Genomic DNA, 25,772 nt, shown 5'->3' with positions numbered 1-25,772 from the left:
GAAGCGGAAGGCAGATCAGCCATGCGCCGCCGCAGGGCCCCTATTCCACAAAGTCGGAAAAGTGTAAGAGAGCGCGTTTGCTGCGCTGCACAAATGGAAGATGAGCTTGCGTGACGAGGGCATCCGCGCTCTTGATCGCCACCGCGCCCAACTCCGACATCATTCAACGGAGGCCCGTATGGGGCTTACGCACACCGCCGACAGCGGCGAGGAAACCAGCGGCCATGGCGGTGGCTTCTGGGCACTGACGCTTGGCTCCATCGGCGTCGTCTATGGCGATATCGGCACCAGCCCGCTCTACGCCTTCCGCGAGGCGCTGCATGCGGCGACCGAGGGTGGCAGGCTGATGAGCCAGGAAGCGGTGCTCGGCGTGATCTCGCTGATCCTGTGGGCGCTCATCATCATCGTCACGCTCAAATATGTGCTGCTGCTGCTGCGGGCCGACAACAAGGGTGAGGGCGGTACCCTTACCTTGATGGCTCTGGCCCAGCGGGCGCTCGGGCGCTCGGGCACCGTGCTCCTGCTGCTCGGCACCATCGGGGCCGCCATGTTCTATGGCGACGCCATCATCACGCCCGCCGTGTCGGTGCTCTCGGCGGTGGAAGGCATGAAGCTGGTGACGCCGGCCTTCGATCCCTTTGTGGTGCCGATCACCGTTGCGATCATCGTGGCGCTGTTCGCGGTCCAGAGCCACGGAACGGCCCGGGTCGGTGCTTTCTTCGGGCCGGTCATGGCGCTGTGGTTCGTGGTGATGGGCCTGGCGGGCCTATGGCACATCAAGGATGCGCCGGTGGTGCTCGCGGCCTTCAATCCCTGGCACGCGGTCGAGTTCATGCTCAGCCATGGCCATATCGGCTTCGTGGCGCTGGGTGCGGTATTCCTGGCGGTCACCGGCGCCGAGGCGCTCTATGCCGACCTCGGCCATTTCGGCCGCAAGCCGATCCAGATGGCCTGGATGACGCTGGTGCTGCCCTCGCTGGCGCTGAACTATCTCGGCCAGGGCGCGCTGGTGCTGAACAATCCGGCACCCGAAATCCTCGACAACCCTTTCTACATGCTGGTGCCTCAGAACCCGCTCTTCCTGGTGCCCATGGTGGTGTTGGCGACGGTCGCCACCATCATCGCCAGCCAGGCGGTGATCACCGGCGCCTATTCCTTGACGCGGCAGGCCATCCAGCTCGGCCTCCTGCCGCGCATGAAGGTGGCGCATACCTCCGAGCATCAGTCGGGGCAGATCTATATCGCCCAGGTCAACGGCATCCTGCTGGTGGGCGTGCTGATCCTGGTGCTGGCCTTCGAGAGCTCCTCGCGGCTTGCCTCGGCCTATGGCATCGCCGTGACGACGACCATGGTGGTGACGGCGATGATGGCCTTCCTGGTGATCTGGAAGGTCTGGCGCTGGTCGGTGCTGACGGCGGCACTGATCATCGTGCCGTTCCTGCTGATCGATCTCGTCTTCCTCTCGGCCAACCTGCTCAAGGTGCATGACGGTGGCTGGGTGCCGCTGATGATCGCGGCGGCCCTGATGATCCTGATGATCACCTGGCGGCGTGGCACGCGGCTGGTGCTGGAGAAGACGCGGCGCACCGAGGTGCCGTTGATGACCATCGTCAAGAGCCTGGAGAAGGGCTCGGTCGCCCGCGTGCCGGGTACGGCGATCTTCCTGACCAGCGATCCCGACTACACGCCCACCGCGCTGCTGCACAGCCTCAAGCACTACAAGGCGCTGCATGAGAAGGTGGCGATCCTGACCATCGAGACCACGGACGATCCGATCGTGCCGGGCGGCGGGCGCATCGCGCTCGAAGAGGTCTCGGCCTCCTTTACCAAGATGCGGGTGCAGTTCGGCTATATGGAAAGCCCGAACGTGCCGAAGGCGCTGGCGCTCAGCCGCAGGGCCGGCTGGTCCTTTGACATCATGGACACCTCCTTCTTCCTGTCGCGCCGCCATCTGCGCGGCGGGGCGCAGCCCTTGATGTGGCGCTGGCAGCGCCGGCTCTACATGATCCTGGCCCGCAATGCCGACGATGCCAGCGACTATTTCTCCATCCCCTCAAACCGGGTGGTGGAGATCGGCACGCAGGTCCTGATCTGAGGTTTTTCCTGGAGCAAAGCACGTTCACACGTGAACGCGCTTTGCCCTAATTTTTGTTTCGATGCGCCTTTGCAATTCTCGGTGATTCCGAGAAATCACAAAACGCTCTTGGAAGCGCTGCGCTTGCAGACGAGGAAGAGCAGGCGGGGATGCCTGCGATCCCAGGATTGATCCTCAGGCTGGCGTCGACAGCTTCATCATGGTGAGGCCGGTGAGGATCAGGGCGGCGGCGATGATGCGCATGGCGTTGGCCTGTTCTCCAAGCACCAGCACGCCGACGATGAAGGCGCCCACCGCGCCGATGCCGGTCCAGATCGTATAGGCGGTGCCCAGCGGCAGGCTGCGCATCGAGATCGAGAGCAGGCCGAAGCTGATGGCCATGGTGACGAAGGTGACGATGGTCGGCACCAGCTTCGAAAAGCCTTCCGACTGTTTCATGTAGAAGGCCCACACCACCTCGAAGATGCCGGCGATAACAAGATAGACCCAGGCCATCAGGCCCTCCTCTAAAAAGGGCCCGGGCCGTCCCGGACATCAAACCCATCATGGGGGAGGGCGTGGCCTCCTCGTCCGCAGGGCGGTGCCTGCAAACGGGCGGCATTGTGCCGGACTGCTCCCCGAAATCAAGGGGCTGGCGGACATGTCAGGGCTGTGCCCCCGGCAGGCGCTGCGGCGATCAATCGATCCGGCTCACCCCAGCATGGCTTCGATGTCGAGCGTTGCCGTCCTGCCGATCGCGTCGAAATGCCGGGCGAGGAAGGTCTTCGCCGCCCGGCGGCCCTGGTCGCGCAGGAAGGTGAGGAAATCCCATTCGGTGTTGAGCTTGGAGGTGGCGTCCAGCCCGTCCTTCTGGCCCAGCGCGATGCGATGCAGGCGGATGTCGCCGAAACGGTCGGTGCCCCGGGCGCGGCGCTGCATCATGGCGAGGGCGCGCAATTCGCCGAGGAGGGAGGCGTTGAAGGTAATCTCGTTGAGGCGGTTGGCAATGCCGCCGGCCGTCTGCGGCACCTCCCGCACCAGCACCGGGTTGATCTGCACCAGGATGGTGTCATCGGGCGTGCGGTCGTCGAGCAGCGGAAACAGGGCCGGGTTGCCGAGATAGCCGCCGTCCCAATAGGCCTGCCCGCCGATCTCGACGGCCTGGAAGATCTGCGGCAGGCAGGCCGAAGCCATCACCACATCGGCGCTCAGCTCGGCATTCTCGAAGATGCGGATATGGCCGCTGCGCACATTGGTGGCGGAGACGAACAGCCTGATCGCATCGCTCGCCTTGAGCTTGTCGAAGCTGATCAACTCGGCGATGAAATCGCGCAGCGGGTTGAGATTGAGCGGATTGCTATCGTAGGGGCTGAACAGCCGGCTCCAATTCTCGAACAGGGCCATGCCGGGCGAATCTTCCAGCGACCAGCCGGCCATGAAGCGTTCCAGCACAGGGCGGCGCAGCGGCGACAGCCGGCCCTTGCGGCTGATCTCGCGCCAGAAGGTCTCGAGCTGCCGGCGGGCGCCTGGCGCCCCGCCTTCGAGATAGCCTTCGGCGAAGACCACGGCATTCATGGCCCCGGCGCTGGTGCCGGTGATCGCCTTGACGTCGAGGCGGCCATCCTCCAGCAGGCCGTCGAGCACGCCCCAGGTGAAGGCGCCATGGGCGCCGCCACCCTGCAACGCCAGATTTACGGGCTTGGACGCGGTGCTCATGCGGCGGTCCAGCCGCCATCCATCGACAGATTGGCGCCGGTGATGCTCGCCGCTGCATCCGAGCACAGATACACCGCGAGCGAGGCGACCTGGTCGATGGTGACGAACTCCTTGGTCGGCTGACCTCCCAGCATCACGTCATTCTTGACCTGCTCCGCCGTCATGTTGCGCGCCTTCATGGTGTCGGGGATCTGGGCCTCGACCAGCGGTGTCCAGACATAGCCGGGGGAAATGGCGTTGCAGGTGATCTTCTGCTGCGCCACTTCCAGCGCCACCGTCTTGGTCAGGCCGGCAATGCCGTGCTTGGCGGCGACATAGGCGGACTTGAAGGGCGAGGCGACCAGGGAATGGGCCGAGGCGGTGTTGATGATCCGTCCCCAGCCCTTCCTCTTCATGCCGGGCAGGGCCGCCTTGATGGCATAGAAGGAAGCGAGCAGGTTGAGCCTGATGATCGCTTCCCACTTGTCGTCGGGGAATTCGTCGATCGGCGAGACGAACTGGATGCCGGCATTGTTGACCAGGATGTCGACCGCGCCGAAGGCGGCCTCGGCCTCGCCGATCAGCCCCTTGACCGCGGCCGGCTCCATTAAATTGGCCGGCGAGAACAGGGCCTTGACGCCGAACTCGGCCTCGATCCCGGCCCGGGTCTTCTCGATCTCGGCGGCATCGCCCAGTCCGTTCAGCATGACATTGGCGCCTTCGCGGGCCAGGGCGCGCGCGATGCCGAGGCCGATGCCCGATGTCGAACCGGTGACGACGGCTGCCTTGGTCTTGAGCATGTTGGGTCCTTTGGAAGAGTTGGAGGCTGTTGTGGGCCGCCTCGGTTGCTGCAGGATCTCGAATGCCTGCAGAATTTCCGGATCCTGCCGATCCTTGGCAACATCCGGAAATTCCGCGCGGGGTAAATCACTCGAATTCTCGTCGCATCCCGGATTGGGAAAGTGGCGCGACTATGACACAGAGTGTCGCCTGGACGCATCCAAGATCGACCGGTTCCAGGTTTAATTGATTATATGTTCAATCAATAGAATGCCCATACGACAACGCCAAGAAATCGATGCAAACCGGTTCTGGCGCGGATGGGCGGCTTTGTGCCGTTGGCGTCATCCAGCGCCTGAAAATCGCGGGACAAGCACTGTCTTTCGTGCTGAATTGCCATAGGGGAAAGGGCTCCGTGGCAAGAGTTCGATCCCGTCTGGGGTCGAGAGGGGTTAACAAAGACAAGACGGACTGGGTCTATCCCAGATTCGGCCTTCGGTGTTTTCCGGGAGAAATGAAATGACGGGACTTGGTAGAATGATCGCGGGTGCCGCGCTGGCCATCGGCCTGAGCACCGGCGCTGCCCTGGCAGGCGATGCAGAGGCTTGCAAGACGGTGAAGTTCGCGGATGTGGGCTGGACCGATATCACCTCAACGACGGCTATCGCCTCTCGTATCCTCGAAGGCCTCGGATATACCCCAACGACCACGGTTCTCAGCGTCCCCGTCACCTATGCTTCGATGAAGAGCAAGGATATCGACGTTTTCCTCGGCAATTGGCAGCCGAGCATGGAGAATGATCGCAAGGCCTATATCGCCGACAAATCGGTGGTCGAAGTGGCTGCCAATCTCCCTGAAGGTGCGAAATACACGCTGGCCGTGCCGCAGGCGACCTATGACAAGGGCCTGAAGGATTTCGGGGACATCGCTAAGTTCAAGGATTCGCTCCAGGGCAAGATCTACGGCATCGAGCCGGGCAATGACGGCAACCGCCTGGTGCAGAGCCTGATCGATGGCAACAAGAACGGCCTGAAGGAATTCCAGCTCGTCGAATCCTCCGAGCAGGGCATGCTCGCCCAGGTCCAGGGCGCCATTGCGCGCGGCGAGGACATCGTCTTCCTCGGCTGGGCTCCGCATCCGATGAACGTCAACTTCAAGATCCAGTATCTGACGGGGGGCGACGATACGTTCGGCCCGAATTTCGGTGCCGCAAAGGTCTATACCAACGAGCGCGCCGGCTGGAGCGGGGAATGCCCCAACGCTGGCAAGTTCGTCTCCAACCTTAAATTCAACGTCGACCTCGAGAACCAGGTGATGCAGATGATCACCGGCGACGGCATGGAAGGTAAGGCTGCCGCCGAGAAGTACCTCAAGGCCAATCCGGGCGTACTCGATGCCTGGCTTGCCGGCGTGACCACCTTCGATGGTCAACCCGGCGTCGATGCCGTGAAGAAGAGCCTTGGTCTCTGAGGCAGACCTTCCCTTCCGATTGAAATCCAACCAGCAAGCCCGGCGGGGAAATGCCCCGCCGGATCGCCCAGCCAGGCCGACGCAAGATCGGTCTTCGACAAAACCATGCTTTCGTTGGGGCTATTGCGCTTTGTGATCTGGCGGCCTCGCCGGGAATCGCACAGACGCGTTCGAACACGGAGTTGGAGCAAAAGTGTGGTTCTGTTTGGACTCGCTTTGCCCTAGCAATCATGACGCAGGGGGGCGGCTGGAACCTGTCGTGGCCTGGCCACTGCAGGGGCCGATGTCCCACGGCATAGCGCGGGGGAAATAATGTTCGATTGGGTGACTGATACGAAGCTGCCATTCGGCAAGTTCATGCAGCTCGTCATCGAGTTTCTACAGAAATACTGCACGACCTGGCTGTTCGATCCGCTTCGTGTCGGGATTGAGAAGACGGTCAGCGGGACGTCCCTGCTCCTGACATATCCGCCACCCATCGTCATCATCATACTCGTCCTCGCCTTCGCGTGGTGGCGCCACCGTTCCTGGGGCCTGTGCCTGTTCGTCTTCCTGGGTTGCCTGTTCATCTGGAACCAGGGCTATTGGTCCAACACGATGAAGACAGTTTCGCTCGTGCTGTGGTCGGCGGCCATTGCCATGGCGATCGGCATTCCTCTCGGTGTGATGGCGGCTCATCGACCCAAGCTGTACGCCGTGCTGCATCCTATCCTCGACATGATGCAGACCTTGCCGACCCTGGTTTACCTCATCCCGATGGTTGCCCTGTTCCGTCTCGGCTTTGCCCCGGGCCTGATCGCCACGCTGATCTTCGCCCTGCCGGCGCCGGTGCGCCTGACCTATCTCGGCATCACTTCCACGCCGGTCGCGCTCAAGGAGGCCGGCGAAGCCTTCGGTTCCACCAAGCGCCAGCTGTTGTGGAAGGTTGAACTGCCGCACGCCATGCCCACCATCATGGCCGGCGTCACCCAATGCATCATGCTCAGCCTGTCGATGGTCGTCATTGCCGGCCTGGTCGGTGCTGAAGGCCTTGGCGTCGACGTCGTGCGCGCCATGGGGCAGTTCAACATTCCGCGCGGCTTCGAAGCGGGCGCCTGCATCGTGATTCTGGCGATCGTGCTCGATCGTCTGTGCCGTACGAAGGGAGCACACTGATGAGCATTGCCGTCGATTTCAAGAATGTCGATATCATCTTCGGTTCGCGCCAGGCCGAGGCCATCAAGTTGCTCGACGCCGGGTCGACACGCGCCGAGATCCTGGAGAAGACCGGTTCGGTGCTCGGCTGCGCCAACGGCAATCTCACCGTGCAGGAAGGCGAGATCAGCGTTTTGATGGGCTTGTCGGGTTCCGGCAAGTCAACCCTGATGCGCGCCGTCAACGGTCTCAACAAGGTGACGCGCGGTCAGGTCCTGGTGAAGTCCAGGGACAAGATGGTCGACGTGGTCAGCTGCAACGAGCAGACCCTGCGCGACGTACGCCAGCACGCCGTCGCCATGGTGTTCCAGCAATTCGGGCTCCTGCCCTGGCGCACCGTGGCGGAGAATGTCGGCTTCGGCCTGGAACTCGCCGGCGTGCCCGAAGCCGAGCGCAAGGCCAAGGTCGACAAGCAGCTGGAACTGGTCAACCTCAAGCAGTGGGAGAAGAAATTCGCCCATGAGCTGTCGGGCGGCATGCAGCAGCGCGTTGGCCTTGCCCGCGCCTTTGCCACCGATGCGCCGATCCTGTTGATGGACGAACCTTTCTCGGCGCTCGATCCGCTGATCCGCACCAAGCTCCAGGACGAGCTGCTGCAATTGCAGAAGGAACTGAAGAAGACCATCATCTTCGTCAGCCACGATCTGGAGGAGGCCCTCAAGATCGGCAACACCATCACCATCCTAGAGAGCGGTCGCATCGTGCAGTCGGGCCGGCCCGAGGATATCGTGCTGCGTCCGGCCAACGACTATGTCCAGGAATTCATTGCCAATGTGAACCCGCTCAGCGTGCTCACGGCCTGGCACGTCATGCAGGACGCCCGCGATCTCCATCGCGGCGAGGACGGCTGGATCTGGCTCGACACCCGCCAGACCACCCGGTTCCGGCTCGATGACGGCGGCCATGTCATCGAAGCCGAGCGCGATGGCGTGCATGGCGCCTGGGTGCATTGCTCTGAATGCGAAAAGCCGGTCGCTGACGGGGAACATCCTTGCTATTGGGCCAGCCCCGGCACCTCGCTCAAGACGGTGATGCTGGCCATGCACAAGGCCAATACGGCGCCCGTCGCCCTGTTCGATGGCGAGAACCGTTTTGTCGGCGCCATCGGCGTCAAGGATGTGCTGCAGGCCGTACTCCGGCAGCAGGACGCCTAGAGCAAGTCGCTTCGAGGTCGGCCGGCCTGTTCCAGGCCCTTTCCAGCGCGCCGGTAACCATACGCTGCCGGCGCGGCGATCGGCTGTGGATGCCCGGTTGATCCGCCGAGGCTTTGCCGCGATACTGCCCCCTCTGCCCATGCATGTGCGCCAATTCACCGGGGTGGTCATCAAAATGCCCCCCTTGCGGAGGATGTGTGGCCGCCGCTGAAGCCGAAAGAGGAACGGATGGGTATTACGAATCGCGCAATCACAACCACGCTCGTGGCCGGTTTGGCCCTCGGACTCGCCGCAAGCGTTGCGCGTTCCAATCCCATGGCGAACCCCACCATCGTCGTCGATGCGGCCAGCGGCAGGGTGCTGCAGCAGCAGGATGCGACCAGGCCCTGGTATCCGGCCTCGCTCACCAAGCTGATGACGGCCTACACGGTGTTCAAGGCGATTAAGGCCGGACGCGTCGATCTGGGCACGCCGATCGCGATTTCGCCGCTCGCCGCTAGGCAGGCGCCCTCCAAGATGGGCTATCCGGTCGGCACGATGGTCACCATCGACGACGCTCTCAAGATGCTGGTGGTGCATTCGGCCAATGACATCGCCGTAGCCCTGGCCGAAGGCGTGTCTGGTTCGGTGGATGCCTTCGCTGCCGAGATGAACGCCAATTCGCGGGCTCTGGGCATGGCCCAGAGCCAGTGGGTCAATCCCAACGGCCTGCCCGATCCGCGGCAGATCACCTCGGCGCGCGACATGGCGGTGATGGCCGATGCCATCATCACGCAATTCCCGCAATATGCCTCGCTGTTCCAGATCCAGACCATCCAGTCCGGCAGCCGGGTCATGCGCACCCACAATGCCCTGGTCTATCGCTATCCCGGCACCGACGGCATGAAGACGGGCTTCATTTGCGCCGCCGGCTTCAACGTGGTGGCGACAGCCACCCGCAATGGCCGCAAGCTGATCACGGTGATCATGGGCGCGCCGACGCCCAAGGTACGCACCAACCAGGCGGTGGCGCTGTTCGAAGCCAACTACACCAATTCGGGTGGCGGCTTCTTCACCAAGGCGCCGCTCGCCACCCAGCTGCCGGCCTCGGCCTATCCCGGCCCGACCGACATCCGCGACATCGCCTGCTCGCGCAAGAAGGGCGGGTCGGGTGCGGCGGAGAGTGCCGACACCGCCGAGGTACTGCCCGGCAGCCCGGCAGCGCCCGTACCGGAGGCCAGCCCGCTGCTGGCGAGCTGGGTGACGGCACCGCCGATTGCGGTCGGCCCCTATCTCGGCCCCCGGCGCCCGATCTACAGCCTGCCCAATACGCCCATTCTCGCCGATCTGCCGCCCAAACCTGCGAAAGGACTGCCTGCGAAGGAACTGCCGGCCAGCAAGCTCGCCGGCAAGAAGGGCGTGACGGCCGCGGGCTATGCCGATCCGGGCAAGTCCCTGGCGGTGCCCGATCAGCTCACCGACCCCAAGCTCAACAAGGGGCGCAAGAACCTGAAGAAGGCCGCCGACAGCAAGCCGAAGGCCTCTGCTAAGACACCGGCCAAGCCGCCCAAGCGTAAGGCGCATCCCGAGGGGTAGGGCCGGAGGCCCGGTACAGCTCAATCTGGCGCAGCTCAATGCGGCTTCGTCGAGTTCACACGGCCTTTGTCATTGTCGGGCTTGACCCGGCAATCCAGCCCTGGAGCAAGACGCGTTCCAGTGTGAACGCTCATTTGCTCCAGCTCTTTGTTTCGACGCGTCTTTGCGATTTGAAATCACTCATTCAAACGACAAAACGCTTTAGCCCGGTTGCGGCCTCTGGATAGCTGGATCGAGCCCGGCTATGACGAACTGGAGCGTTTCTCACCTGGATAAACCGAGTCGGGACGACAACGCTCTTGCCCAGAGCTTGACCGAAAGCCCGCACTGGCGGGTACGTGCCGGACCGCCTCGCAATGTCGAACAACACCATCCTCACCGGATTGGGCCTCGGGCTGCTCGCGGCGCTTTGCTACGGTGCCAATGTGCCCTACGCCAAGCTCGCCGCCGAGGCCGGGGCAAATGGACCGACGGTGGTGTTCTACCGGGCTTTTCTGCTGGTGGCGCTGCTTGGCGGCCTGGGCCTCGCCCGGGGCGGCACGCTGGCCGTCGCCCGGCCCTGGCGCCTGCCGGTCTTTGGCCTGGGCATCGCCACCAGCTTCGTCGGCCTGTGCTATATTTCCTCGGTCGCCTTCATCCCGGTGGGGATCGCCACCATCCTCTATTATACCTACCCGCTGCTCATCCTGGTCGCCAGCCCGCTGGTGGACGGCGAAAGGCTGACGCTGACGCGGCTCGCCATCTTCGCTCTCGCTTTCGTCGGCCTCGTCATCGCGCTCGGCGCCGATTTCGGCGCGCTGGACTGGCGGGGCCTGGTGCTGGCCCTGATGGGGGCGGCGGCCGCCGCCTTGCAGTTCTTCTGTGCCGCGCGGGCGACGCGTGGCGTCAATCCGGCGGTTGCCGGGTTCTGGACGCAGCTGATCCTGATTCCGATCGCGCTCGCCGCCTGCCTCGCCAGCGGCAGGCTCGCCTCGCCGGCCGTGCTGTTCGCGGCGGCCGTGCCGGTCGGCCTGCATATCGGCCTGTTCGTCCTGGCCTTTGCGGTGCATTTGACGGCAGCCCGGTTGACGCCGCCGGCAGCGCTGGGCTTGGTGTTCTGCGCCGAGCCCGTCGCCTCGATCCTGCTGGCGACACAGGTGCTCGACGAGCATCTAACGCCCGAGCAGGTCAGCGGCGGTACGCTGGTGCTCATCGCCGTGGTGGCGTCGGTGCTGATGGAAAGTCGCAGAAAGGTCGTATCGGCATGACGTCGACTCGTATTCCCGCCTTCGTGCTCACGGGCTTTCTCGGTGCCGGCAAGACGACGCTGCTCAATCGCCTCCTGAAGGATCCCGCCTTGGCCGACACGGCCGTGGTGATCAACGAATATGGCGAGGCCGGGCTCGACCACTTGCTGGTTGAAAAATCGGGTGATGGCGTCGTGCTGCTGTCCTCGGGCTGCCTGTGCTGCAGTCTGCGCGGTGATCTCCTCGATACGCTGGCCGATCTCGCGGCGCGGCGGGCATCGGGCGAGTTGCCGCCTTTTGCCCGTGTGGTGATCGAGACGACGGGGCTTGCCCATCCCACACCGGTGCTGCAGACCCTGATGGCGCCGCAACTAGCGGCGGCGGGCTATGTCCTCGCCGGCGTCATCGCGGTCGCCGATGCCGTGAGAGGGGAGGCGTTGCTCGACCAGCATGCCGAGGCCGTCGCCCAGCTTGCGGTGGCGGACCAGATCCTGGTCAGCAAGACCGATCTCGCCGGCGACACCACGGCTTTCATGGCAAGGCTGCAGGCGCTCAACCCGCGTGCCGCCATCAGCCTCATGCCGGATGCCGGTGCTGCGGAACTGCTCGAGGAGCCCGAATTTCCGAGCGCGGGGGCTGCCGTCGGTACGCGCCCCTTCTTTTCGGCCCATGATGCCTCGATCGCTTCCTTCACGCTGGAGACGGACAAGGTCCTGGCGCCGGGGCGTTTCATCGCCTTCATCGACGAGTTGCGCGAACGTTTTGGCGAAGGCCTGCTCCGCTTCAAGGCGCTGGTGAAGCTCGCCGACGAGCCCGGGCGCCCTGTGGTCCTGCACGGGGTCCAGCATTGGTTCGCGCCGCCGGAACGTCTCGACGCCTGGCCGAGCCCCGACCGGCGCACCCGCATCGTGGTGATCGGCCGCGACCTCGACCGGCGGAGTATCGAGGATCTGTTCGCGGCCTTCTGCGACGAGCCGCGCCTGGATGCTCCCGATCGCGCGGCCCTGACCAACAATCCCCTGGCGTTCTGAACGCCGGAGGACAGGCCAGGTGCCCTGGAGCCAAACGCGTTCAGGCATAAGCGCTGGTTTGCTCTGACGCTTTGCTTCGACGCGTCTTTGCGATTCTGGGCGATTCCGCCAAACCGCAAAACGCTTTAGCCGTCCTGTTGCGACAGATCGGGCGCGCGCACGGTGCCGCGCCAGATCAGGGGCACGTCGAGGCAGGTCCGCGTACCCTGGCCGACCGTGCCGCCGGAGCGGCCGGCAGTGTCGCCGCGCACCAGTTCGGCGACCTTGTCGGCGATGCGGTCGATGGGCTGGGCGAAGGTGGTGAGATCATAGGCGCGCCAGCCGGCCTGCTCGATATCGTCGAAGCCGATGACGCACAGATCCTCGGGCACGCGCAGGCCGAACTCCTTGCGGGCGGCGTCGACGAAGCCGCAAGCCATCAGGTCGTTGATGCAGAAGGCGGCGTCAGGCGTGACCTGCCGGGTGAACAGGGCGCGGGCCGCCTCGGCGCCGGTCTCGTAGCTGGTACGGCCCTGGCGCCAATGGATCGGTTCGAAGCCGGCCTGGCGGGCGGCGTCGAGGAAGGCCTGCTCGCGTTCGGTGAGGCTGGGCGTGCCGGCCTGCGAGGTGATGCAGGCCAGGCGCCGACAGCCGGCGCGCTGGAAGGCGAGCACGGCCTGCCGGGCGGCGTCCTTGTTGCCGACCGTGATGGTATGTGCCTCGTCGAAATCCTGGTCGCGGTTGATCAGGATCAGCTCCTGGCCATGGTCGAGGCAGGTGCGGGCGATGGCCCGGTCGGGCGTGCCGGAAAGCACCACCGTGGCGTCGGCCCGGTAGTTCAGGGTCTGGCGCACCGCGCCGGCCACGGCTTCGGGCGAGCCGGAGGAATTGATCACCATGGCGACCTTGCCCGCCTGCTGCAGCCGGCCGATCAGGTTCCGGGCCAGGCGTGACTGGAAGGGCGTGTCGACGTCGGAGACGATCAGGCAGACGATGCCGCTTTGCTGGCGCATCAGCCCGCGGGCGAGATGGTTGACGTGGTAGCCCAGGTTCTGGGCCGCCTCCATCACGCGCTTGCGCGTCTCCTCGGAAACGCTGGCTCCCGGCGTGAAAGCGCGGGACACGGCGGAACGGGAAACGCCGGCCAGTCTGGCGACTTCCTCGGCGCTGACGAAGGAGCGGGCTGGTTTCATGACAAGAGCCGGTCGAACATGGGCAAGGAGGTTGCACGCCCTTGCAGTCATGTGCAAGCGCCGCTGGCAGCTTTTCCCAGTTCGGATGCGTCCCGCGATAAATTTCGGCACGGAATTCAGGATTGACAGGGCGATCGTGCTGATGCAGCCTTTGCACGCGTGTGCAATAGAAGCAGAACAGCATGCCGCCTGGAGGAAACCCATGAAGAAGATACTCGCTGCCGCCGCGGTCATCGCCGCCATGCTTCCGGCCGCCGCCCAGGCGGAGGGCTCGCTCAACCTGATCTGCGCGGCGGATGTCGCCGTCTGCGAGTTGCTGAAGAACAGGTTCGAGAAGGACAGCGGCATCGGCGTCAACATGGTCCGCCTGTCCTCCGGCGAAACCTATGCCAAGATCCGGGCCGAGGCTGCCAATCCCAAGACCGACATCTGGTGGGCCGGCACCGGCGACCCGCATCTGCAGGCTGCCCAGGAAGGGCTCACCCTCGAATACAAGTCCCCACTGCTCGATCAACTCCAGGATTGGGCCAAGCGCCAGGCCGAGCAATCGGGCTATCGCACCGTGGGCGTCTATGCCGGCGCGCTCGGCTGGGGCTACAATGCCGACCTCCTCGCCCAGAAGAAGCTGAAGGCGCCGGGTTGCTGGGCCGATCTCGCCGATCCCTCCTTCAAGGGCGAAATCCAGATGGCCAACCCCAACTCCTCGGGCACGGCCTATACCGCGCTCGCCTCGCTGGTGCAGATCATGGGCGAAGACAAGGCCTTCGAGTACCTGACCAAGCTCAATGCCAATGTCTCGCAATACACCAAGTCGGGCTCGGCCCCGGTGAAGGCGGCGGCGCGCGGGGAGACCACCGTCGGCATCGTCTTCATGCATGACGCGGTGACGATGACAGCCGAGGGCTTCCCGGTGAAGACCGTGGCGCCCTGCGAAGGCACCGGCTACGAGATCGGCTCGATGAGCATCATCAAGGGCGCGCGCAACCTCGACAATGCCAAGAAATTCTACGACTGGGCCCTCAAGCCGGAGATCCAGTCGCTGATGAAGGATGCCAAGTCCTTCCAGATTCCTTCCAACAAGAACGCCGAGCTGCCGCCCCAGGCCCCGCGCTTCGAGGACATCAAGCTGATCGACTACGATTTCAAGAAATTCGGCGAACCCGCGACCCGCAAGGCCCTGCTGGAGCGCTGGGACCACGAGATCGGCGCCAACGCCAACTGAGGTTTTCCTGGGACCGCAGGCGTCTCGCCCATGGATGTTAGCTTAGCAAGGCAAGGCGCGCGAAACGGTGTGCCGATCTTCTCAGCTCCATCAAATGATGGAGCGGGATCGGCATCTTCCTGCCGGCAAGCGCGGCGTTTCCAAGATGGTCGATCTGAAGATCGACCCACCGCCGTGGAACTACGACTTCCGAAAGGCCAGCCATGAACAGGCGCAACCGCCGCCTCGACTGGGTGCTCGCCCTGGCCGTTCTCGGCCTGGCGATCCTGCCCTGGTACAGACTTGAGGCCGGACTCTTCTCGACCGGATGGCTGACGGACTATCCGGCCGGCGCGAAGGCGGGGCCGGGATTGGCTCAGCTCGTCTTGCACGGGCGCTGGTGGCTGGTTCTGCCTGTGCTGGCGCTGGTGCCGGCCGTGCTGGCCCGTTTCACGGCCCAGCCGGCTTTGCGCGCCCGGCTGCTCGTCGCCTCGGGCCTCGCCGGCGCGGCCATCATGGTCCTGCAGGGTTTCGCCATCGCCTATTCGGGCTGGCGCTGGCCGGTGTTCGAGGCCTGGTTCGGTACGCTCGGGACCGGGCAGGAGGCTTTCGGCGCCGGTGCCGCCGCGCTGCTGACGGCCTTCCTGCTGCTGTTCAGTTTCGGCCTCGCCGAGCGCGGCGTTCTCAGGGGCGATGCCTTCGTGGTGTCGGCGATCACCATCCTGATCGCCCTGGTCGCCACCTTCGTGTTCTATCCGGTCGGTACCGTGCTGGTCGGTGCCTTCCAGGGCATCGATGGCAGCTTCGATCCCGCCGGCTTCCTCAACACCCTGACCGACCCGTCGATCTGGACCCTGCGCTGCCTCACCGGCAGCGGGCGCTGTGGCGTCGCCTGGTCCACCCTGACGCTGGCGATCGCCACCGGCGTCGGCTCGACCCTGCTCGGCCTCGCCTTTGCCCTGGTGGCGACGCGCACCCGCTTTCCCTTCAAGCGGGCGCTGCGGCTGCTCACCATCCTGCCGATCATCACGCCGCCCTTCGTGGTGGGCCTGGCCCTGATCCTGCTGTTCGGGCGTTCCGGCGTAGTCACCCAGGGCCTTGCCTACCTGTTCGACATTCCACCCGGCCGCTGGCTCTACGGTCTCACCGGTATCTGGATTGCGCAGGTGCTCTCTTTCACTCCGATAGCCTTCCTGGTGCTGATCGGCGTGGTGCAGGGCGTCAGCCCCGCCATGGAAGAAGCGGCCCAGACGCTGAGGGCCGATCGCTGGCGCACCTTCGTCACGGTGTCGCTGCCGCTAATGCGGCCGGGCCTCGCCAATGCCTTCCTGGTCGGTTTCATCGAGAGCCTGGCCGATTTCGGCAACCCCATGGTGCTGGGTGGCAGCCATGGTGTGCTCTCCACCGAGATCTTCTTCGCCGTGGTGGGCGCGCAGACCGATCCGGCGCGGGCGGCGGTACTCGCTTTGATCCTGCTCTCCTTCACCCTGACCGCCTTCGTCGCCCAGCGCCTCTGGCTCGGCGGTAGGAATTTCACCACCGTCACCGGCAAGGGCGATTCCGGCCAGCATGCCGGGCTCAGCCGCGGCGTCGCCACGCTTTCCATCGGCGTGGTCTCTCTGTGGTCGGCCTTCACACTGGTGGTCTATGCCATGATCCTGTTCGGCGGCTTCGTGAAGACCTGGGGGCTCGATCACAGCCTCACGCTCGAGCACTACACCCGCGCCTTTGCGGTGACCTTCGACCAGGGCGCGATCCTGTGGAGCGGCGTCGCCTGGGGCTCGTTCTGGACGACCATGGAAATCGCCCTGATCTCGGCACCGCTGACGGCGGTGGTCGGCCTCATCACCGCCTATCTCATCGTGCGGCAGAATTTCGCCGGGCGCTCGGTGTTCGAATTCGCGCTGATGATGAGCTTCGCCATTCCCGGCACCATCATCGGCGTCTCCTACGTCTTCGCCTTCAATCTGCCGCCGGTGGAGATGACGGGCACGGCGCTGATCCTGATCGTCTGCTTCGTCTTCCGCAACATGCCGGTCGGCGTGCGCGGCGGCGTGGCGGCGATGAGCCAGATCGACCGCAGCCTCGATGAGGCCTCGCTGACGCTGGGCGCCAACTCCTTCACCACGGCGCGGCGGGTGATCCTGCCGCTGCTCCGCCCGGCCATCGTCGCCGCCCTGGTCTACAGCTTCGTGCGCTCGATCACCTCGATCAGCGCCGTGATCTTCCTGGTGAGCGCCCAGTACAACATGGCGACCGCCTATATCGTCGGCCTGGTCGAGAACGGCAGCTATGGCGTGGCGATCGCCTATTCCAGCGTGCTGATCGTGGTGATGATCGCCGTGATCGGCGGCTTCCAGGCCCTGGTCGGCGAACGCCGGCTGCGCCGCGAGGACCGCGTCGCCGGCCTGCCGGCCAGATCCGCAACCAGACCTCAGGAGAAGGCGGCATGAGTATCGATATCAGGCCGGGCTCGGTCACCTTCCAGAACGTGCGCAAGAACTTCGGTGCGGTGACGGCCATCGCCGATCTATCGCTCACGATCGAACCAGGCACGTTGGTGACCCTGCTCGGCCCTTCGGGCTGCGGCAAGACGACGACCTTGCGCATGATCGCCGGGCTGGAACATCCCAGTGCTGGCCGCATCAGCATCGGTGGCAAGGACGTCACGGCGCTGCCGGCCAATGAGCGCGACGTGTCGATGGTGTTCCAGTCCTATGCGCTGTTCCCGCATATGAGCGTCAACGATAATGTCGCGTACGGGCTGATATCATCGGGCCTGCGCAAGGCCGAGGCACGTGAGAAGGCGGCCGACGGCCTCGCTTTGGTGGGACTGGCCGGCTATGGCGAGCGCCTGCCGAGCGAGCTGTCGGGTGGCCAGCAGCAGCGCGTCGCCGTGGCGCGTGCCCTCGTGGTCGAGCCGCAGGTGCTGCTGCTCGACGAACCACTCTCCAATCTCGATGCCAGGCTGCGCCGGCGGGTGCGCACCGAGATCCGCGAACTCCAGCAGCGCCTGGGCTTCACCGCCGTCTATGTCACCCATGACCAGGAAGAGGCTCTTGCCGTCTCCGACACGGTGATCGTCATGCATCAGGGCCGGATCGCCCAGGCCGGCACGCCGCGTGAGCTCTACGAGGCGCCAGCCTCCGCCTTCATCGCCGATTTCATTGGCGAGGCCAATGTGGTGCCCTGCGAGGTGACGCACGTGGCTGATGGCCGGGCCGAGATCCGGGTCGGCGAGGGCGGCCATGCTCTCGCGGCCCGTGGCCTGGCCGTCGGCCCGGCCAAGCTCGCCATCCGCCCCAATGCCATGACCCTGCGCGAGGCTAACGGCGCCATGCTGTCCGGCAAGGTGCTGCACGCCGCCTATCTCGGCGACCATGTCGAATATGAGATCGAGACCAAGGCCGGCCCGATCTTTCTGGTGGACTCGGGCACCGACCGCATGCTCGCGCCGGGGACAGCCATCGGCGTCGACCTGCACGACCGGGGCCTTGCCCTGGTGCCGGAATGAGGATGGTCCGTGGAAGCTTGTCATTGCGAGCGCAGCGAAGCAATCCCGAAAGCCGGGGGCGCACCATCTGGATTGCTTCGCTGCGCTCGCAATGACGGCTGGCCCTAGCCTTCATGTATTTCAGGTACTTCAGGAATTGCCCATGACATCGCCTGCCGCCGCCGACATCGCCGCCCGCCTCGATCTTGCCCGGGATATCATCCGGGAGGCCGGCCTCCTGGCGCTGTCCTTCTTCAACGACCGCGATACGCTCGCGGTCGAGACCAAGGCCAATGCGCAGGATGTGGTCTCGGCCGCCGACAAGGCCAGCGAAAGGTTGCTGCGCGAGCGTATCCACGCGGTTTTTCCCGATGATGCCCTGTTGGGCGAGGAATATGGCTTGAGCGAGGGCACGTCCGGCTATTGCTGGGTGATGGACCCGGTCGACGGCACCAGCCCCTTCGTCTTCGGCCTGCCGTCCTGGTGCGTCTCGGTCGCCGTCACCTGGGGCATCGATACGGTCGTCGGGGTGATCTATGCGCCGGTGCGCGACGAACTCTATGCCGCGGCCCTCGGCCAGGGAGCAACGCTCAACGGCACCATTTTGCGGCTTTCGGATCAAAGAAGCCTGGTCGACGGCGTGCTCGGGGTGGGCGCCAATCACCGCGTGGCGCCGGAGATCATCACCGGATTTCTCAATGCCCTCCTGCATGAGGGCGGGATGTTCATCCGTAACGGCTCGGGCGCGCTGATGCTGGCTTATGTCGCGGCGGGCCGGCTGGTCGGCTATTACGAACCGCATATGAATGCCTGGGACTGCCTGGCTGGCCTGTGCCTGATCAGCGAGGCGGGCGGAAAGGTCGAGAACTTCCTCGCCCATGGCGATCTCGTCCGGGGCGGGCGGGTTATCGGTGCGGCGCCGGGGGCCTGGGATGGCTTGATGCGGCTGGTGGAGCAGGCTGAGACAGTCGCGGCGTGATGGAATATCAGAAGAAGGCAGAAGGCGGACGAGACGTCCGCGGTCCCGGCCTTGACGTTTCCTGCACGAACCTTGCCGGGGTCCCGCGGGAAGCGGCGCGGCTGGGACCGCGGACGTCTCGTCCGCTTCTTGGATCCATCATCTTTGCCAAAGAGGCCGAGCCGTCCGCCCTTCACTCCTGACAAAAACTGGCAGGGCTGGCCGTTAGTCTTTCCTCATCGCAACCGAGGAAACCAGACAATGACAGCTCCCGCCTTCAAATCCAGCTACGCTCTGCTGATGGTCGACAGCCCGCTGCGCAGCGCCGCCTTCTATCGCGAGCTGCTCGGCCTCGAGCCCATCGAGGCGCAGGCTACCTTCGCTTTGTTCGCCCTCGAGACCGGCCTGATGTTCGGCCTGTGGTCGAAGCACACGGCAGAGCCCGCGCCGGGTGCGCCGGCCGGCGGCGTCGAGATCGGCTTCAAGGTGGCGAATGCCGCTGCCGTCGACGCCGCCTATGGCAAATGGCTCGAAACGCGCGATGTGCGCGTTGCGCAAACGCCGGTCGATCTCGATTTTGGCCGCACCTTCGTGATGCTCGATCCCGACGGCCACAGGCTGCGGGTGTTCTCAACGCCGGAATAGGCATCGCGCTTGACCCTCCCCCGCGGGGGAGGGGATCGCCTCTATTGCGCCGCCACGATCTCCTCATGCGGGATCGGGCTTGGCTCCATGTCGCGACGCCAGGGCGTGCGGCCGGCGAGCACGCCGGATTCATGCACGATCTCGGCGACATATTCTTCCTGGCGGTAGGCCATTACATGCACGCCGGCGACGCCCTTGATCTCGCGGACCTGCTGGATGATGTCGATGCACAGCCGCTTGCCTTCCTCCTTCTGATCCTGCGCCCCTTCCAGGCGCTTGATCACGTCGTCGGGCACATGCACGCCGGGCACGTTGGAACGCATCCACTTGGCGGTACGGGCGGAGGCGAGCGGGCCGACGCCGACCATGATGAAGCATTTCTCATGCAGGCCCATGTCGCGGATGCGGGCCATGAAACGCTCCAGCAGCGGCACGTCGAAGCAATATTGGGTCTGGATGAATTGCGCTCCGGCCTGGACCTTCTTGGCCAGGTTGATCGGGCGGAAATCATAGGGGGGCACGAAGGGATTGGCGGCCGCGCCCAGGAACATCGCGGGCGGCGTGGTGATCTTGCGGCCCGACAGGAAGCGCTGCTCGTCGCGCATGGTGCGGATGGTCGAAAGCAGGGCGGTCGAATCGAGGTCGAAGACCGGCTTGGCCTCGGGATGGTCGCCGCTCTGCACGCCGTCGCCGGACAGGCAGAGCACGTTGCACACGCCGAGCGCCGCCGCTCCCAAGACATTGCCCTGGATGGCGATGCGGTTGTAGTCGCGGCAGGAAATCTGGAACACCGGCGAATAGCCGACGCGGGTCAAGAGGGCGCAGATCGCCACGGAGGACATGTGGCAATTGGCGCCGGAGCCGTCGGTGGCGTTGATGGCGTCGACCCAGCCTTCGAACGGTTTCACACGTTCGAGCACGTCGTCGGGATTGGCTGAATCAGGCGGGTTGAGCTCGGCCGTGACGGCGAATTCACCGCGTCGCAGCACGCGCTCGAGACGCCCGCGCGAACTATGGCCTGGCAGTTCGGGCAGGGGCGCGGCCGGATGCGGGCCGAAATCGTCGGGATGGGGCTGCCTGGTATCGTTGGTCATGGCTTGCCTCCGCTCGCGGTGACAGCATTGGATTTGGCTGCTGCAGCCTTGGCTTTGGCGGCGGCCGCCGCTGCCGCCTTCTCCGCCGCGATCCTGGCATTGTAGCCCGACTTCTCGCGGGCCACGGAAAGCCAGGAGGATTGCCCCTTCAGGCGGTGATCGACCGGTCCCTGCGGCACTTCGATCGCACTGCCGCCGGCCATGTTGCGCGAACCCTCATAGGCCTTGACCCAGACGCAGGGCATGTCGGCATAGACCTCGCAATTGCCATTGGCCCTGACGCCGCCGCAGGGGCCGTTGCGCAGGCCCTTCGGGCAGTTCATCGGACAGGACATGCCGGTGGAGGACAGGGCGCATTGGCCGCACATCTTGCAGTCGAACAGGTTCGACTTGACCAGCTTCTCCACCTTGGCCACCGGCTTTTCCAGCCTGTCCCAGCCGATCGCCGTGAACAGGGGCGAGAGCTTGACCAGCGTCCACTCGACGCCGTCATAGATCCGCTCCATCGCGGCGGAATGGCGGATGGCCCAGAAACGCAAGGCGAATTTCTTCGCATCGCGCGGTGGCTTTCCGGTGGCTTCGAAGGCAGCGGGCGTGCGCATGTCTCAAGGAACTCGCGTTGGAGCGATCAGCGGTTTTCTCTGCCGCCATTCTTGGCAAGAGCTGCCAATCGTTCCTTGTCGTATTCCGCCTCGATCTTGGCCGCCGCCGCCGAAACTTCCGCTTCCAGGTCGTCGCCGCACTCGATCGGCGGGCTGCGATGGAATTCGGCGAGATAATCGTCCGTGCCGGCAGCGCCGCCGCGCATCGCCGCCATGTCGACGGCCTCGCCGAAGCGGGAGCTCAATTCGCGCTTGGCGCTGGTGCGGCCCTGCTTGGCCACCACCATGGTGGGAATGTCGCGCCAATAGGTGACGATGAGCTGGGGCATAGGGGGTTCCTTTCGATTTTGCTCGTCAATGGCGTGAAGCGGTGCTTCTTGTTCGTCACTGCGAGCGTAGCGAAGCAATCCAGGGGCACGATGGCTCCGACCGCTGGATTGCTTCGCTACGCTCGCAATGACGGTTCGGACGTCCGAACACTCTCGTCAGAACGGTGTCCGGCTCCGGATCGCGGCAGCCAGGGTGCCCTCGTCGAGATAGTCAAGCTCGCCTCCGACCGGCACGCCATGCGCCAGTTTCGTCACCTTGACGCCTGTTGGGGCCAGAAGGTCGGTGACGTAGTGGGCTGTGGTCTGGCCGTCGACCGTGGCGTTGAGGGCGAGAATCACTTCGGTGACACCGCCTTCGGCGACGCGCGCGACCAGCCTGTCGATGGTGAGATCCTCCGGCCCGACGCCGTCGAGCGGCGAGAGCGTGCCGCCGAGCACGTGGTAGCGGGCATTGACCACGCCGGCCCGCTCCAGGGCCCAGAGGTCGGCGACATCCTCGACCACCACCAAGAGTGTGTTCTCGCGCCGGGGATCGCCGCATAGGGTGCAAGGATCCGAGGTGTCGATATTGCCGCAGTTCGAGCAGACCACCACGCGTTCGCAGGCTATCTGCAGGGCGGAGGATAGCGGCACCATCAATTGTTCGCGCTTCTTGATCAGCGTCAGTGCCGCCCGCCGGGCCGAACGCGGCCCGAGCCCCGGCAAACGGGCGAGCAGCTGGATCAGGCGTTCGATTTCGGGGCCGGTGACGGATGCCATGATGCTGAGATAGGTGATTTGCGGGGCTGGTGCGAGGGGAGAGTACAGATGCGATCCGGTTTTGCACCTCGATCCCCGGGTGCGCGGACGTCTCGTCCGCTCTTGGAAACGTAGCGTTTGCAGAAAGGAAGAGCGGATGTCGCGGCCTGCAGGCAAGCCGCTGTGACGTCCGCGCATCCGAGAACAGCCTCGCTGCGTCCTTTCGTACCTTGAATGGTGTCTGCCTAAGCTTTAAGCACCTATCGCTTCGCGATATATCGCGGCCGGGCCGACCGCCCGTACTGTCTGCCGGGTCAAGCTATGGCATTTCTTCCCTTTAAGCTGTTCGTGCCGATCCTGGCCGGAGCCACGCTGCGCGACCGTCTGTTCGCCAGCCTGGGCGCCATCGTGGGCATCACCTTGACCGGCCTCGTCTGCACACTCGTCTTCGGCCGCGATCCGCATCTGCCCTTCATCGTCGCGCCCGTCGGGGCCTCGGCCGTGCTGCTCTTCGCCGTGCCGGCCAGTCCACTGGCGCAGCCCTGGTCGATCATCGGCGGCAATACGCTCTCGGCCCTGTGCGGCATCACGGTCATGCAGTTCGTTCACGAGCCGATGCTGGCCATCGGGCTGGCGGTCGGTCTGGCCATCGCCGTGATGTCGCTGACGCGCTGCCTCCATCCGCCGGGCGGGGCCGCTGCCCTGACGGCAGTGATCGGCGGACCCGCGGTGGCCGCTGCCGGCTTCAGCTTTGCCTTGGTGCCGGTTTGCCTCAACTCGGCATTGCTGGTTGCGCTGGGCTGGCTGTTTCACCGTTTCTCCCGCCATCCCTATCCGCATGTGCCCGCTCCCGCCCCGGCCAGCACGCATGGCACCGCCGACCCGGCCCCTTCCCTGCGGGTTGGCTTCCGCGACGAGGATATCGAGGGAGCGCTGACCGACCTCGGCGAAACCTTCGACATCGACCGGCAGGACCTCGACCGTCTGCTGCGGCGGGTCGAGCAGCGGGCGCTGTCGCGCTCCCATGCCGAACTGACCTGTGCCGACATCATGTCGCGCGACATCGTCACCATCGAGCCCGAAGCCAGCGCCGAGACGGCGATCAAGCTGTTGCTCGAGCATAATGTCCGTACCTTGCCGGTCGTCGACTTCCACGAACGCGTGGTGGGCACGGTGGGCCTGCGCGATCTCGCCGGTCCGGTGAAGCAGGTCGGCGACGTCATGACGCTTCCGACCCTGTCCACGCCGGGAGCACCCGCGCTCGGCCTGATCCCGGCCCTGACCAACGGCACCACCCATGCCGTGGTCATCGTCGATGACGACAAGCATATTGCCGGTCTCGTCACCCAGACCGATCTGCTCGCCGCCCTGTCGAGCCTGTCGGCCCGCGAGGGTTGGGGGCAGTAACGCCCTTCGTAAAGAAAGGGGCGGCTTGTGGCCACCCCTGATGTTCCATCGTCTATCGCGACAATGCGGCACCGATCTCAGGACAGGTGATGCCGTTCCTGGACCTTATAGACTGGGGTCGGGATCGCTTCCTTGCGCGCCTTGAGCTGCAGGGAGAGGTAGAGTGAGTAATGGCGCGACTGGTGCAGATTGCCGCCATGGAACCATAGGGCTTCCTGCTGGGTGGGTTTCCACATGTTGCGCTGCTCGCCTTCCCAGGGCCCGGGGTCCTTGGTGGTATCAGAGCCCAGTCCCCAGCATTTGCCGACCTTGTCGGCCACTTCCTTGGAGATCAGGTCGGCGGCCCAGCCGTTCATCGAACCGTAGCCGGTGGCATAGACGATGAGATCGGCCGGCAGTTCGCGGCCATCCTCCAGCACGACGCCGGTTTCGTTCAATTCGCGGATGCCGACGCCGCTGACCAGCTTGATCCGGCCATCCGCCACCAGGTCGCAGGCGCCCACATCGATGTAGTAGCCTGAACCGCGGCGCAGATATTTCATGAACAGGCCGGAATCGTCGTCGCCGAAATCGAGCATGAAGCCGGCCTTCTCGAGCCTCTTGTAGAACTCGGCGTCCTTCTCGCGGATCTTGTTGTACACCGGCACCTGGAACTCATGCAGGATGCGATAGGGCAGCGAGGCGAAGATCAGGTCGGCCTTGCGGGTGGTCATGCCGGCGGCCACCGCGCGCTCCGAATAGAGGTCGCCGAGCCCGATCTCCATCAACGAGTCCGATTTCACGATATGGGTGGAGGAGCGCTGCAGCATGGTGACGTCGGCGCCGCCTTCCCACAGGGCCGCGCAGATGTCGTGGGCCGAATTGTTGGAGCCGACCACCACCACTTTCTTGCCGCGATAGGCGTCCGGGCCGGGATGGCGGGAGGAATGCTGCTGCTCGCCCTTGAAGACGTCCTGGCCCTTGATCTTGGGCACATTGGCCTTGCCGGACATGCCGGTGGCCAGCACGAGCTGTTTGGGCTTCAAGGTGATCTCGCGGCCGTCCCGCTCGACGATCACGGTCCATTCCTTGGTCGTCTCGTCGAAGCTCGCGGATTTGCAGGTGGTGGAGCTCCAATAGTTCAGCTCCATCACCTTGGTGTACATCTCCAGCCAGTCGCCGATCTTGTCCTTGGGCGCGAAAACCGGCCAATTGTCGGGGAAGGGGATGTAGGGCAGGTGGTCGTACCAGACCGGGTCGTGCAGGCAGAGCGACTTGTAGCGCTTGCGCCAGCTGTCGCCCGGTCGCTCGTTCTTCTCGATGATGATGGTGGGCACGCCGAGCTGTCGCAGCCGGGCGCCGAGGGCGATACCGCCCTGGCCGCCGCCGATGATGACGACATAGGGCTGCTCGCTGAAGCCGAGTTCCGAGGCCTCGGATTCGCGCTTTTCTTTCCAGGTCTTGCGCGTCGGATCGCTGCCATGCTCGGCGCCCATCGGACGGCGGAAGCCCTTGGGTTCCTCATGGCCCTTCAATTCGCTCATGGTGGTGAGCAGGGTCCAGATCAGGCCGTTCTTCAGGCGGATATGGCCATAGCCGCGCGCCGCCTGCGTCTCGAACTCGAACCAGCCCTCGGTTACGCCATTGCCATCGCTGGCCGCTTCGTTGGCGTCCTGGCGGAAATGGCTGGGCTTGATGGCGGCCAGCTGCGTCTTCAGCATCTCGCCGATGGCATCGCGTCCTTCCAGGGTGCGGATGTTCCAGGTGAAGGTAACCAGGTCGCGCCAATAGCAATCTTCCTGAAACAAATTGACCGCGGCGTCGATGTCGCCGCTTGCGAGCGCCTTTTCGAACTTGGCCAGAACCGCGTCCACCTTGGCCTGCGGGCTTTGATCGAGCATGGTATTTCCTCCGTTTTTTATGTTGGTCGAGATTGTTGCTGCGGACAGAGAACG

The 25,772-nt window shown here is 64.7% G+C and carries 22 protein-coding genes; 13 read left to right on the top strand and 9 right to left on the bottom strand.

All coding sequences use genetic code 11. The features are described from left to right. Positions 1-178: 178 nt before the first annotated feature. Positions 179-2,095, top strand: a complete 1,917-nt coding sequence (locus U1R88_RS24350; protein WP_322433578.1) for a potassium transporter Kup — start codon at positions 179-181, stop codon at positions 2,093-2,095. A gap of 174 nt (positions 2,096-2,269) precedes the next feature. Here U1R88_RS24350 and U1R88_RS24345 read toward each other — a convergent pair whose 3' ends face one another. The 3 genes from U1R88_RS24345 to U1R88_RS24335 all read right to left on the bottom strand — a co-directional run bounded on the left by U1R88_RS24345 (position 2,270) and on the right by U1R88_RS24335 (position 4,569). Continuing rightward, positions 2,270-2,590 (bottom strand): DMT family transporter, encoded by a 321-nt coding sequence (locus tag U1R88_RS24345; protein WP_068283183.1) that lies wholly within the window; start codon positions 2,588-2,590, stop codon positions 2,270-2,272. A 195-nt stretch (positions 2,591-2,785) separates the two neighbouring features. Continuing rightward, positions 2,786-3,790 carry a patatin-like phospholipase family protein gene (locus U1R88_RS24340; RefSeq protein ID WP_322433577.1) on the bottom strand — a complete coding sequence of 335 codons (1,005 nt, stop codon included), beginning with the start codon at positions 3,788-3,790 and terminating at the stop codon, positions 2,786-2,788. Next, positions 3,787-4,569, bottom strand: a complete 783-nt coding sequence (locus tag U1R88_RS24335) for a 3-hydroxybutyrate dehydrogenase (RefSeq protein ID WP_068283178.1) — start codon at positions 4,567-4,569, stop codon at positions 3,787-3,789. The genes U1R88_RS24340 and U1R88_RS24335 overlap by 4 nt, the downstream gene beginning before the upstream one ends. 499 nt (positions 4,570-5,068) lie before the next feature. On the opposite strand from U1R88_RS24335, the gene U1R88_RS24330 reads away from it, so the two are divergent. From U1R88_RS24330 to U1R88_RS24305, 6 genes are all read left to right on the top strand, one after another. Next, on the top strand, positions 5,069-6,019 hold the full coding sequence (locus tag U1R88_RS24330) for a choline ABC transporter substrate-binding protein (protein WP_068283176.1): 951 nt from the start codon (positions 5,069-5,071) through the stop codon (positions 6,017-6,019). A 324-nt stretch (positions 6,020-6,343) separates the two neighbouring features. Beyond that, positions 6,344-7,174, top strand: a complete 831-nt coding sequence (gene choW / locus U1R88_RS24325) for a choline ABC transporter permease subunit (protein WP_322433576.1) — start codon at positions 6,344-6,346, stop codon at positions 7,172-7,174. After that, on the top strand, positions 7,174-8,367 hold the full coding sequence (choV, locus tag U1R88_RS24320) for a choline ABC transporter ATP-binding protein (protein WP_322433575.1): 1,194 nt from the start codon (positions 7,174-7,176) through the stop codon (positions 8,365-8,367). The genes choW and choV overlap by 1 nt, the downstream gene beginning before the upstream one ends. Positions 8,368-8,595: 228 nt before the next feature. After that, positions 8,596-9,942, top strand: coding sequence for a D-alanyl-D-alanine carboxypeptidase family protein (locus tag U1R88_RS24315; RefSeq protein ID WP_322433574.1), 1,347 nt, complete (start codon positions 8,596-8,598; stop codon positions 9,940-9,942). Between the two features lie 356 nt (positions 9,943-10,298). After that, positions 10,299-11,189 carry a DMT family transporter gene (locus U1R88_RS24310; protein WP_322433573.1) on the top strand — a complete coding sequence of 297 codons (891 nt, stop codon included), beginning with the start codon at positions 10,299-10,301 and terminating at the stop codon, positions 11,187-11,189. Next, a complete protein-coding gene (locus tag U1R88_RS24305; RefSeq protein ID WP_322433572.1) occupies positions 11,186-12,199 on the top strand; it encodes a CobW family GTP-binding protein in 1,014 nt (337 codons plus the stop codon). Before U1R88_RS24310 ends, U1R88_RS24305 begins: the two co-directional genes overlap by 4 nt. A 125-nt stretch (positions 12,200-12,324) precedes the next feature. Here U1R88_RS24305 and U1R88_RS24300 read toward each other — a convergent pair whose 3' ends face one another. Then, a complete protein-coding gene (locus U1R88_RS24300) occupies positions 12,325-13,371 on the bottom strand; it encodes a LacI family DNA-binding transcriptional regulator (protein ID WP_322433571.1) in 1,047 nt (348 codons plus the stop codon). Positions 13,372-13,573: 202 nt separating this feature from the next. Here U1R88_RS24300 and U1R88_RS24295 point away from each other — a divergent pair, with 202 nt between their 5' ends. The 5 genes from U1R88_RS24295 (at position 13,574) to U1R88_RS24275 (ending at position 19,668) form a co-directional block, all read left to right on the top strand. Then, on the top strand, positions 13,574-14,593 hold the full coding sequence (locus U1R88_RS24295; RefSeq protein WP_068283135.1) for an ABC transporter substrate-binding protein: 1,020 nt from the start codon (positions 13,574-13,576) through the stop codon (positions 14,591-14,593). Positions 14,594-14,796: 203 nt separating this feature from the next. Further along, positions 14,797-17,025, top strand: coding sequence for an ABC transporter permease (locus tag U1R88_RS24290; RefSeq protein WP_322433570.1), 2,229 nt, complete (start codon positions 14,797-14,799; stop codon positions 17,023-17,025). Then, positions 17,022-18,086 (top strand): ABC transporter ATP-binding protein, encoded by a 1,065-nt coding sequence (locus U1R88_RS24285; protein ID WP_322433569.1) that lies wholly within the window; start codon positions 17,022-17,024, stop codon positions 18,084-18,086. Before U1R88_RS24290 ends, U1R88_RS24285 begins: the two co-directional genes overlap by 4 nt. Positions 18,087-18,228: 142 nt before the next feature. Then, entirely contained in the window at positions 18,229-19,044 is an 816-nt protein-coding gene (locus tag U1R88_RS24280; RefSeq protein ID WP_322433568.1) for an inositol monophosphatase family protein, read from the top strand. 240 nt (positions 19,045-19,284) lie between these two features. Further along, on the top strand, positions 19,285-19,668 hold the full coding sequence (locus tag U1R88_RS24275; protein ID WP_322433567.1) for a VOC family protein: 384 nt from the start codon (positions 19,285-19,287) through the stop codon (positions 19,666-19,668). A gap of 41 nt (positions 19,669-19,709) precedes the next feature. Here U1R88_RS24275 and U1R88_RS24270 read toward each other — a convergent pair whose 3' ends face one another. The 4 genes from U1R88_RS24270 to recR all read right to left on the bottom strand — a co-directional run bounded on the left by U1R88_RS24270 (position 19,710) and on the right by recR (position 22,452). After that, positions 19,710-20,762 carry a methylenetetrahydrofolate reductase gene (locus U1R88_RS24270; protein WP_322433566.1) on the bottom strand — a complete coding sequence of 351 codons (1,053 nt, stop codon included), beginning with the start codon at positions 20,760-20,762 and terminating at the stop codon, positions 19,710-19,712. Beyond that, on the bottom strand, positions 20,759-21,364 hold the full coding sequence (locus tag U1R88_RS24265) for a methylenetetrahydrofolate reductase C-terminal domain-containing protein (RefSeq protein ID WP_322433565.1): 606 nt from the start codon (positions 21,362-21,364) through the stop codon (positions 20,759-20,761). The genes U1R88_RS24270 and U1R88_RS24265 overlap by 4 nt, the downstream gene beginning before the upstream one ends. Positions 21,365-21,390: 26 nt before the next feature. After that, positions 21,391-21,693, bottom strand: a complete 303-nt coding sequence (locus U1R88_RS24260; RefSeq protein WP_068283113.1) for a virulence factor — start codon at positions 21,691-21,693, stop codon at positions 21,391-21,393. Positions 21,694-21,849: 156 nt separating this feature from the next. After that, positions 21,850-22,452 carry a recombination mediator RecR gene (gene recR / locus U1R88_RS24255; RefSeq protein ID WP_322433564.1) on the bottom strand — a complete coding sequence of 201 codons (603 nt, stop codon included), beginning with the start codon at positions 22,450-22,452 and terminating at the stop codon, positions 21,850-21,852. Positions 22,453-22,752: 300 nt separating this feature from the next. On the opposite strand from recR, the gene U1R88_RS24250 reads away from it, so the two are divergent. Further along, positions 22,753-23,838 carry an HPP family protein gene (locus U1R88_RS24250; RefSeq protein ID WP_322433563.1) on the top strand — a complete coding sequence of 362 codons (1,086 nt, stop codon included), beginning with the start codon at positions 22,753-22,755 and terminating at the stop codon, positions 23,836-23,838. A gap of 77 nt (positions 23,839-23,915) precedes the next feature. Here the strand turns inward: U1R88_RS24250 and U1R88_RS24245 are convergent, their stop codons facing one another. After that, positions 23,916-25,718 (bottom strand): NAD(P)/FAD-dependent oxidoreductase, encoded by a 1,803-nt coding sequence (locus U1R88_RS24245; protein ID WP_322433562.1) that lies wholly within the window; start codon positions 25,716-25,718, stop codon positions 23,916-23,918. Positions 25,719-25,772: the final 54 nt, after the last annotated feature.

The sequence above is a fragment of the Labrys sedimenti genome, assembly GCF_034424805.1.
GTDB classification, from domain to species: domain Bacteria; phylum Pseudomonadota; class Alphaproteobacteria; order Rhizobiales; family Labraceae; genus Labrys; species Labrys sedimenti.
Note: the sequence above shows the minus strand (reverse complement) of the source record. Positions and strands in the feature narration are given on the sequence as shown.

Excerpts from the sequence above, each read along its gene's own strand:
- U1R88_RS24350 (WP_322433578.1), top strand. The coding sequence starts at position 179 with ATGGGGCTTACGCACACCGCCGACAGCGGCGAGGAAACCAGCGGCCAT.
- U1R88_RS24345 (WP_068283183.1), bottom strand. The coding sequence starts at position 2,590 with ATGGCCTGGGTCTATCTTGTTATCGCCGGCATCTTCGAGGTGGTGTGG.
- U1R88_RS24340 (WP_322433577.1), bottom strand. The coding sequence starts at position 3,790 with ATGAGCACCGCGTCCAAGCCCGTAAATCTGGCGTTGCAGGGTGGCGGC.
- U1R88_RS24335 (WP_068283178.1), bottom strand. The coding sequence starts at position 4,569 with ATGCTCAAGACCAAGGCAGCCGTCGTCACCGGTTCGACATCGGGCATC.
- U1R88_RS24330 (WP_068283176.1), top strand. The coding sequence starts at position 5,069 with ATGACGGGACTTGGTAGAATGATCGCGGGTGCCGCGCTGGCCATCGGC.
- choV (WP_322433575.1), top strand. The coding sequence starts at position 7,174 with ATGAGCATTGCCGTCGATTTCAAGAATGTCGATATCATCTTCGGTTCG.
- U1R88_RS24315 (WP_322433574.1), top strand. The coding sequence starts at position 8,596 with ATGGGTATTACGAATCGCGCAATCACAACCACGCTCGTGGCCGGTTTG.
- U1R88_RS24310 (WP_322433573.1), top strand. The coding sequence starts at position 10,299 with ATGTCGAACAACACCATCCTCACCGGATTGGGCCTCGGGCTGCTCGCG.
- U1R88_RS24305 (WP_322433572.1), top strand. The coding sequence starts at position 11,186 with ATGACGTCGACTCGTATTCCCGCCTTCGTGCTCACGGGCTTTCTCGGT.
- U1R88_RS24300 (WP_322433571.1), bottom strand. The coding sequence starts at position 13,371 with ATGAAACCAGCCCGCTCCTTCGTCAGCGCCGAGGAAGTCGCCAGACTG.
- U1R88_RS24295 (WP_068283135.1), top strand. The coding sequence starts at position 13,574 with ATGAAGAAGATACTCGCTGCCGCCGCGGTCATCGCCGCCATGCTTCCG.
- U1R88_RS24290 (WP_322433570.1), top strand. The coding sequence starts at position 14,797 with ATGAACAGGCGCAACCGCCGCCTCGACTGGGTGCTCGCCCTGGCCGTT.
- U1R88_RS24285 (WP_322433569.1), top strand. The coding sequence starts at position 17,022 with ATGAGTATCGATATCAGGCCGGGCTCGGTCACCTTCCAGAACGTGCGC.
- U1R88_RS24280 (WP_322433568.1), top strand. The coding sequence starts at position 18,229 with ATGACATCGCCTGCCGCCGCCGACATCGCCGCCCGCCTCGATCTTGCC.
- U1R88_RS24275 (WP_322433567.1), top strand. The coding sequence starts at position 19,285 with ATGACAGCTCCCGCCTTCAAATCCAGCTACGCTCTGCTGATGGTCGAC.
- U1R88_RS24270 (WP_322433566.1), bottom strand. The coding sequence starts at position 20,762 with ATGACCAACGATACCAGGCAGCCCCATCCCGACGATTTCGGCCCGCAT.
- U1R88_RS24265 (WP_322433565.1), bottom strand. The coding sequence starts at position 21,364 with ATGCGCACGCCCGCTGCCTTCGAAGCCACCGGAAAGCCACCGCGCGAT.
- U1R88_RS24260 (WP_068283113.1), bottom strand. The coding sequence starts at position 21,693 with ATGCCCCAGCTCATCGTCACCTATTGGCGCGACATTCCCACCATGGTG.
- recR (WP_322433564.1), bottom strand. The coding sequence starts at position 22,452 with ATGGCATCCGTCACCGGCCCCGAAATCGAACGCCTGATCCAGCTGCTC.
- U1R88_RS24250 (WP_322433563.1), top strand. The coding sequence starts at position 22,753 with ATGGCATTTCTTCCCTTTAAGCTGTTCGTGCCGATCCTGGCCGGAGCC.
- U1R88_RS24245 (WP_322433562.1), bottom strand. The coding sequence starts at position 25,718 with ATGCTCGATCAAAGCCCGCAGGCCAAGGTGGACGCGGTTCTGGCCAAG.